General features: G+C 54.6%; 5 protein-coding genes. All 5 read left to right on the forward strand.

Annotated elements, in window-relative coordinates; translation table 11 throughout:
* Window positions 1-210 precede the first annotated feature (210 nt).
* Window positions 211-1599: a NarK family nitrate/nitrite MFS transporter gene (locus FN082_RS24600; protein ID WP_139537577.1), complete on the forward strand. Its 1389-nt coding sequence runs from the start codon at window positions 211-213 to the stop codon at window positions 1597-1599.
* Window positions 1600-1993: 394 nt separating this feature from the next.
* Window positions 1994-5737 carry a nitrate reductase subunit alpha gene (locus FN082_RS24605; protein WP_142982539.1) on the forward strand — a complete coding sequence of 1248 codons (3744 nt, stop codon included), beginning with the start codon at window positions 1994-1996 and terminating at the stop codon, window positions 5735-5737.
* The gene (gene narH, locus FN082_RS24610; protein WP_112213388.1) at window positions 5734-7272 is read left to right on the forward strand and encodes a nitrate reductase subunit beta; all 1539 of its coding nucleotides are present in this window, start codon (window positions 5734-5736) and stop codon (window positions 7270-7272) included. The genes FN082_RS24605 and narH overlap by 4 nt, the downstream gene beginning before the upstream one ends.
* Complete coding sequence (narJ, locus tag FN082_RS24615) at window positions 7269-7979, forward strand: nitrate reductase molybdenum cofactor assembly chaperone (RefSeq protein WP_139537574.1); 711 nt, start codon at window positions 7269-7271, stop codon at window positions 7977-7979. Before narH ends, narJ begins: the two co-directional genes overlap by 4 nt.
* Complete coding sequence (gene narI, locus FN082_RS24620) at window positions 7979-8656, forward strand: respiratory nitrate reductase subunit gamma (protein WP_139537573.1); 678 nt, start codon at window positions 7979-7981, stop codon at window positions 8654-8656. Before narJ ends, narI begins: the two co-directional genes overlap by 1 nt.
* Window positions 8657-8775 lie beyond the last annotated feature (119 nt).

Here is an 8775-nt window from a genome sequence, read left to right on the forward strand (position 1 = left end):
TCAGCGATCGGTGACCTGGTGGCAGGCAATAGGTTCATCACAGCAGTGGCGTGAAAAACCACACTTTTTTGCGCAGAAATGGCTACTCACTTTGGGTGATGAATTTTTTTTGGCCAAATTGGCGCCTACTTTTCCTTTGATTTATATCAACTTACCGCCGCCTGTAACCCATAAGGTAGCCAGGGTTAATACGAATCATCAGAGGTGTCTATGAGTCACTCTTCAATCCCGGAGAAGACTAACAGCTCAGTCATTAGCGACTGGCGTCCTGAAGATCCTGAATTCTGGCAGCAACGCGGTCATCGCGTTGCCAGCCGCAATCTGTGGATCTCTGTTCCATGTCTTTTGTTGGCATTCTGCGTCTGGATGTTGTTCAGCGCGGTTGCTGTCAACCTGAATAAAGTCGGCTTTCAGTTTACAACCGACCAGTTGTTTATGCTGACCGCGCTCCCGGCCTTGTCTGGCGCGCTTCTTCGTGTGCCATATGCCTTTATGGTACCGCTATTCGGCGGACGTCGCTGGACCGCATTCAGTACCGGGATCATGATCATACCTTGCGTATGGTTAGGTTTCGCGGTGCAGGATACCTCTACGCCATTCAGCATTTTCGTGATTATTTCCCTGCTTTGCGGCTTCGCCGGGGCAAACTTTGCTTCCAGTATGGCCAACATCAGTTTCTTCTTTCCGAAAGAGAAGCAGGGCGGTGCGCTGGGTATCAACGGTGGCCTCGGCAATATGGGCGTTAGCGTGATGCAGTTGGTTGCCCCTCTGGTGGTATCTCTGTCGATTTTTGCCGTGTTTGGCGGTACCGGTAGCGAGCAGCCGGACGGCTCTATGCTGTATCTGGAAAACGCGGCGTGGATCTGGGTGCCGTTTCTGATTGTCTTCACCCTGGCGGCGTGGTTCTTTATGAACGACCTGTCGGCATCGAAGGCCTCCCTGAGCGAACAATTGCCGGTACTGAAGCGTGCACATTTGTGGATTATGGCGCTGCTCTATCTGGCAACTTTTGGTTCATTTATCGGCTTCTCGGCGGGTTTCGCCATGTTGTCGAAAACGCAGTTTCCCGATGTCCAGATCCTGCACTATGCGTTCTTCGGGCCGTTTATCGGCGCGCTGGCGCGTTCTACCGGCGGCGCGATCTCCGACCGCCTGGGCGGGACTCGCGTGACGCTGGTGAATTTTGTGGTGATGGCTATCTTCTGCGGTCTGCTGTTCCTGACCCTGCCGACTCATGGGGAAGGAGGTAACTTTATTGCCTTCTTCGCGGTATTTATGGTGCTGTTCCTGACCGCAGGTCTGGGTAGCGCCTCTACCTTCCAGATGATCTCGGTTATCTTCCGTAAAATGACCATGGAGCGCGTGAAGGCGCAAGGCGGCAGCGAAGCGCAGGCGATGCGTGAAGCAGCGACCGACACGGCGGCGGCGCTGGGCTTTATATCGGCGATTGGCGCTATTGGCGGATTCTTTATCCCGAAAGCGTTTGGTATCTCGCTGGATCTCACCGGTTCTCCGGCCGGTGCGATGAAGGTCTTCCTGGTGTTCTATATCGCCTGCGTGGTGATTACCTGGGCGGTTTACGGGCGTAAGCAGAAATAATATTTTGAATGTTCCATAAAAGAGCGCAAAAATGTTTGCGCTCTTTTTTCTGTTTATTTTTTAGTTACAGCATCCTGTTAGTTTTAAGGTATTTCAGACAGTGCCGGAAGTCACATAAATATTAACCGGGTAGAGCATCTACCCCTTAATACCATAGTGAGGAGTTAAACCTTATGGATTTCAGGTTTAAATGATAAATATCTTTATTAATCAATAATATAAAAAATAGAAATAGATACTACTTTGGTGGTAATTATTATTTTATCCCGATTTGATAAGCCATTTCGCCTTGATCGTTATCAATTCTCTCCCTCTTTCATAGCGTTACCTTCACGCTCAATTCAGCAATGTCGATTTATCAGAGAGCCGTCAGGCTCCAAACAGGAGAGACCCGATGAGTAAATTCCTGGACCGGTTTCGCTACTTTAAACAGAAGGGTGAAACATTTGCCGATGGGCACGGACAGATTCTAAATACCAACCGGGATTGGGAAGATGGATACCGCCAACGCTGGCAGCATGACAAGGTTGTACGTTCTACGCACGGCGTAAACTGCACCGGTTCCTGCAGTTGGAAAATTTATGTCAAAAACGGTCTGGTGACCTGGGAAACCCAGCAGACTGACTACCCGCGTACCCGTCCGGATCTGCCCAACCACGAACCTCGCGGCTGCCCCCGCGGAGCCAGCTACTCCTGGTATCTCTACAGCGCCAACCGCCTGAAATATCCGCTGATGCGTAAGCGCCTGATGAAAATGTGGCGTGAAGCGAAGGTGCAGCATAGCGATCCGGTCGCTGCCTGGGCTTCTATTATTGAAGATGCCGACAAGGCAAAGAGCTTTAAACAGGCGCGCGGTCGCGGCGGCTTCGTGCGCTCCTCCTGGCAGGAAGTGAACGAGCTGATTGCCGCCTCCAACGTTTACACCGTGAAAACCTACGGCCCGGACCGTGTGGCCGGTTTCTCGCCGATTCCGGCGATGTCGATGGTCTCCTACGCTTCTGGCGCACGCTATCTCTCGCTGATTGGCGGCACCTGCCTGAGCTTCTACGACTGGTACTGTGATCTGCCGCCAGCGTCTCCGCAGACCTGGGGCGAACAGACCGACGTGCCGGAGTCTGCTGACTGGTACAACTCCAGCTACATCATCGCCTGGGGTTCTAACGTTCCACAAACCCGTACGCCAGATGCGCACTTCTTTACTGAAGTTCGTTATAAAGGCACCAAAACCGTTGCTATCACCCCGGACTACGCCGAAATCGCCAAGCTGTGCGATCTGTGGCTGGCGCCGAAGCAGGGTACCGACGCGGCGATGGCGCTGGCAATGGGTCACGTGATGTTGCGCGAGTTCCATCTCGACAAACCAAGCCAGTATTTCACCGACTACGTACGTCGCTACACCGACATGCCAATGCTGGTGATGCTCGAAGAGCGTGACGGCTTCTACGCTGCGGGCCGTATGCTGCGCGCAGCGGACCTGGTTGATGGTCTGGGTCAGGAGGAAAATCCAGAATGGAAAACCGTCGCCTTTGACGAAAAAGGCGAGATGATTGCGCCGAACGGCTCTATCGGTTATCGCTGGGGCGATAAAGGGAAGTGGAACCTCGAACAGCGCGACGGCAAAACCGGCGAAGAGGTTGAACTGCGTCTTAGCCTGCTGGGTAGCCATGACGACGTGGCGCAGGTCGGCTTCCCGTACTTTGGCGGCGACGGTACCGAACACTTCGCCAGCGTTAAACTGGAAAACATCCTGCTGCACAAACTGCCGGTAAAACGTCTGCAGTTGGCTGATGGTACTACCGCGCTGGTGACCACTGTTTATGATCTGACCATGGCGAACTACGGTCTGGAACGCGGTCTGAACGATGAAAACTGCGCAACCCGCTACGAAGACATTAAAGCGTATACCCCGGCGTGGGCTGAGAAAATTACCGGTGTTTCCAGCGCGCACATCATCCGTACCGCACGTGAATTCGCCGATAACGCGGATAAAACGCATGGTCGTTCGATGATCATCGTCGGTGCTGGTCTGAATCACTGGTTCCACCTCGATATGAACTATCGTGGCCTGATTAACATGCTGGTGTTCTGCGGCTGCGTCGGCCAGAGCGGCGGCGGCTGGGCGCACTATGTGGGCCAGGAAAAACTGCGTCCGCAGACTGGCTGGCAGCCGCTGGCGTTTGCCCTTGACTGGCAGCGTCCGGCACGTCATATGAACAGTACTTCCTATTTCTATAACCACTCCAGCCAATGGCGCTATGAGTCGGTCACCGCGCAGGAGCTGCTGTCGCCGCTGGCGGATAAATCTCGCTACACCGGTCATCTGCTGGACTTTAACGTGCGTGCTGAACGCATGGGCTGGCTACCGTCTGCGCCGCAGTTAGGGACTAACCCACTGCGCATTGCCGATGAAGCGAAGAAAGCCGGAATGACTCCGGTTGACTACACCGTTAAGGCGCTGAAAGAAGGTTCTATCCGCTTTGCCGCCGAACAGCCGGAAAACGGGAAAAACCATCCGCGTAACCTGTTCATCTGGCGTTCTAACCTGCTGGGTTCTTCCGGTAAAGGTCACGAGTACATGCTGAAGTACCTACTGGGTACCGAACACGGTATTCAGGGGCTGGATCTCGGCAAGCAGGGCGGCGTGAAGCCGGAAGAGGTGGAGTGGCAGGATAACGGTCTCGACGGCAAGCTGGATCTGGTGGTCACGCTGGACTTCCGTCTGTCGAGCACCTGTCTGTACTCCGATATCGTGCTGCCAACGGCAACCTGGTATGAAAAAGATGACATGAATACCTCGGATATGCATCCGTTTATTCACCCGCTGTCTGCCGCTGTCGACCCTGCCTGGGAATCGAAAAGCGACTGGGAAATTTACAAAGGCATTGCGAAGAAATTCTCCGAAGTTTGCGTGGGCCATCTTGGTCAGGAAACGGACATTGTTACGCTGCCAATCCAGCACGACTCTGCGGCCGAACTGGCACAGCCGTTAGATGTGAAGGACTGGAAAAAAGGCGAATGTGACCTGATCCCAGGTAAAACCGCGCCGCACATTATTCCGGTTCAACGTGATTACCCGGCAACCTACGAGCGCTTTACCTCCATCGGTCCGTTGATGGAAAAAATCGGTAACGGCGGCAAAGGCATTGCCTGGAACACGCAGAGCGAAATGGATCTGCTGCGTAAGCTCAACTACACCAAGGCGGAAGGCCCGGCGAAAGGCCAGCCGATGCTGGATACCGCGATTGACGCAGCCGAAATGATCCTCACCCTGGCGCCGGAAACCAACGGTCAGGTCGCGGTGAAAGCCTGGGCAGCGCTGAGTGAGTTTACCGGTCGCGACCACACGCACCTGGCGCTCAATAAAGAAGATGAGAAAATTCGCTTCCGTGATATTCAGGCGCAGCCGCGCAAGATTATCTCCAGCCCAACCTGGTCCGGTCTGGAAGATGAACACGTCTCTTACAACGCTGGCTATACCAACGTTCACGAGCTGATCCCATGGCGTACCCTGTCTGGCCGTCAGTCCCTGTATCAGGACCACCAGTGGATGCGTGATTTTGGTGAAAGCCTGTTGGTTTATCGTCCACCTATTGATACCCGTTCGGTGAAAGAGGTAATGGGGCGCAAATCTAACGGCAACCCTGAGAAGGCGCTGAACTTCCTGACGCCGCACCAGAAATGGGGCATTCACTCTACCTATAGCGACAACCTGCTGATGCTGACCTTAGGTCGCGGTGGTCCGGTGGTGTGGATGAGCGAAGAAGATGCCAAAGAGATCGGTATTGAAGATAACGACTGGATTGAAGTCTTCAACAACAACGGCGCGTTGACCGCTCGTGCGGTTGTGAGCCAGCGTGTGCCGGCCGGGATGACCATGATGTACCACGCGCAGGAGCGCATCGTGAACCTGCCGGGTTCAGAAATTACCGGCCAGCGCGGCGGTATCCATAACTCGGTGACTCGCATCACGCCAAAACCGACCCATATGATCGGTGGTTATGCGCAGTTGGCCTACAGCTTTAACTACTACGGTACCGTAGGCTCGAACCGTGATGAGTTTGTCGTGGTACGTAAGATGAAGAATATTGACTGGTTGGACGGCGAAGGCAATGACCAGGTACAGGAGAGCGTAAAATGAAAATTCGTTCACAAGTCGGCATGGTGCTGAATCTCGATAAATGCATCGGCTGCCATACCTGCTCAGTCACCTGTAAAAACGTCTGGACCAGTCGTGAAGGGACCGAGTACGCGTGGTTCAACAACGTTGAAACCAAGCCGGGCACCGGATTCCCGACCGACTGGGAAGACCAGGAGAAGTACAAAGGCGGTTGGATCCGTAAGATTAACGGCAAGCTGGTGCCGCGTATGGGTAACAAAGCGCTGCTGCTGGGTAAAATCTTCGCCAACCCGCATCTGCCGGGTCTGGATGATTACTACGAGCCGTTTGATTTTGACTACCAGACGCTGCACAACGCACCGGCTGATAGCAAAGCCCAGCCGATTGCTCGTCCACGTTCGCTGATTACCGGCAAACGTATGGACAAGATCACCAAAGGTCCGAACTGGGAAGACGACCTCGGTGGTGAGTTTGAGAAGCTGTCGAAAGACAAGAACTTCGAGAACATGCAGAAGGCAATGTACGGCCAGTTCGAAAATACCTTCATGATGTACCTGCCGCGCCTGTGCGAGCACTGCCTGAACCCGGCATGTGTCGCGACCTGCCCGAGCGGTGCGATTTACAAGCGTGAAGAAGACGGCATCGTACTGATCGATCAGGACAAGTGCCGCGGCTGGCGTATGTGCATCACCGGCTGCCCGTATAAAAAAATCTACTTCAACTGGAAGAGCGGCAAGTCTGAAAAATGTATCTTCTGCTATCCGCGTATTGAAGCGGGTCAGCCGACCGTGTGTTCCGAAACCTGCGTCGGTCGTATCCGTTATCTCGGCGTGCTGTTGTATGACGCGGACGCGATTGAGACCGCAGCCAGCACCGAGAATGAGAAAGATCTGTATCAGCGTCAGCTGGACGTGTTCCTCGATCCAAACGATCCGAAAGTGATTGAGCAGGCGCAGAAAGACGGTATTCCGTTGAGCGTGATTGACGCCGCCCAGAAATCGCCGGTCTACAAAATGGCGATGGACTGGAAGCTGGCACTGCCGCTGCACCCGGAATATCGTACGCTGCCGATGGTCTGGTACGTGCCGCCGCTGTCACCCATTCAGTCCGCCGCCGATGCGGGTGAACTGGGCAGCAACGGTATCCTGCCGGACGTCGAAAGTCTGCGTATCCCGGTTCAGTACCTGGCGAACCTGCTGACCGCAGGCGACACCCAGCCGGTGCTGCTGGCGCTGAAACGTATGCTGGCAATGCGTCACTTCAAACGTACGGAAACGGTCGATGGCGTTATCGATACCCGTGCGCTGGAAGAGGTCGGTCTGACCGAAGCGCAGGCGCAGGAAATGTACCGCTACCTGGCGATTGCTAACTACGAAGATCGCTTTGTGGTGCCAAGCAGTCACCGTGAACAAGCGCGCGAAGCGTTCCCGGAGAAAAATGGTTGTGGTTTTAGCTTCGGCGACGGCTGCCACGGTTCTGACACCAAGTTTAATCTGTTCAACAGCCGCCGTATTGATTCTGTGGATGTGAGCAGCAAAACGGAGCCACACGCATGATTGAACTCGTGGTGATTTCACGTCTCCTTGAGTACCCGGATGCTGCCTTATGGCAGCATCAAGGCGAACTCTTTGACGTTCTGTCTGAATCAGAAAAACTGGATAAAGGGGATGCTCAGATGCTGGGCATGTTCCTGCGCGAGTTAACCGCCCAGGATCTGCTGGATGCTCAGGCTGCCTACAGCGAACTGTTTGACCGTGGTCGTGCGACGTCGCTGCTGCTGTTTGAACACGTGCATGGCGAATCTCGTGACCGTGGACAGGCGATGGTCGATCTGCTGAATCAGTACGAACAGCACGGACTGGTGCTCGACAGCCGCGAGCTACCGGATCACCTGCCGCTGTATCTGGAATATCTGGCGCAGTTGCCGGAGAGCGAAGCGATTGGCGGTTTACAGGACATCGCACCGATTCTGGCGCTGCTTTGTGCCCGTCTTCAACAGCGTGAGAGCCGTTATGCGGTACTGTTCGAACAGTTGTTGAAGCTAGCAAACAGTGCGGTAGATGAAGCGAAAGTGGCGGAGAAAATTGCGGACGAAGCCCGTGATGACACGCCGCAGGCGCTTGATGCGGTCTGGGAAGAAGAGCAGGTCAAATTCTTTGCTGACCAGGGCTGCGGTGAGTCGGAAATATCGAATCACCAGCGTCGTTTTGCCGGAGCCGTTGCCCCGCAATATTTGAATATCTCTAACGGAGGACAGCAATAATGCACTTCCTGAATATGTTCTTCTTTGACATTTATCCGTACATTGCGGGTTCTGTCTTCCTGATCGGCAGCTGGCTGCGCTATGACTACGGTCAGTACACCTGGCGCGCCGCTTCCAGCCAGATGCTGGATCGCAAAGGGATGAATCTGGCATCGAACCTGTTCCACATTGGGATTCTGGGCATTTTCGCCGGTCACTTCCTGGGTATGCTGACACCGCACTGGATGTATGAAGCGTGGCTACCGCTGGACGTGAAACAGAAGATGGCGATGTTTGCCGGCGGTGCTTCTGGCGTCATGTGCCTGGTGGGCGGCGTGCTGCTGCTGAAGCGCCGTCTGTTTAGTCCGCGCGTGCGTGCGACCACGACCGGTGCCGATATTCTGGTGCTCTCCGTGCTGGTTATCCAGTGTGCGCTGGGTTTGCTGACCATTCCGTTCTCCGCTCAGCATATGGACGGTAGCGAAATGATGAAGCTGGTCAATTGGGCGCAGTCCGTGGTGACCTTCCACGGTGGCGCTTCTCAGCATCTGGACGGGGTCGCGTTTATCTTCCGTATGCACCTTGTTCTCGGAATGACGCTGTTCCTGCTGTTCCCGTTCTCGCGCCTGGTACATATCTGGAGCGTGCCGGTTGAGTATTTGACTCGCAAGTATCAGATTGTTCGTGCGCGTCACTGATAACGTGCTGTAACGCTCTAAACCCCGCTCCGGCGGGGTTTTTTGTTTGTGCGGCCTGTTCCCCGGCGGCGCTGCGCTTGGCCGGGCTACAGGGCTGGCGCGTATTTGTAGCCCGGCCA

The organism is Klebsiella spallanzanii, from assembly GCF_902158555.1.
In the GTDB taxonomy this organism is placed as follows: domain Bacteria; phylum Pseudomonadota; class Gammaproteobacteria; order Enterobacterales; family Enterobacteriaceae; genus Klebsiella; species Klebsiella spallanzanii.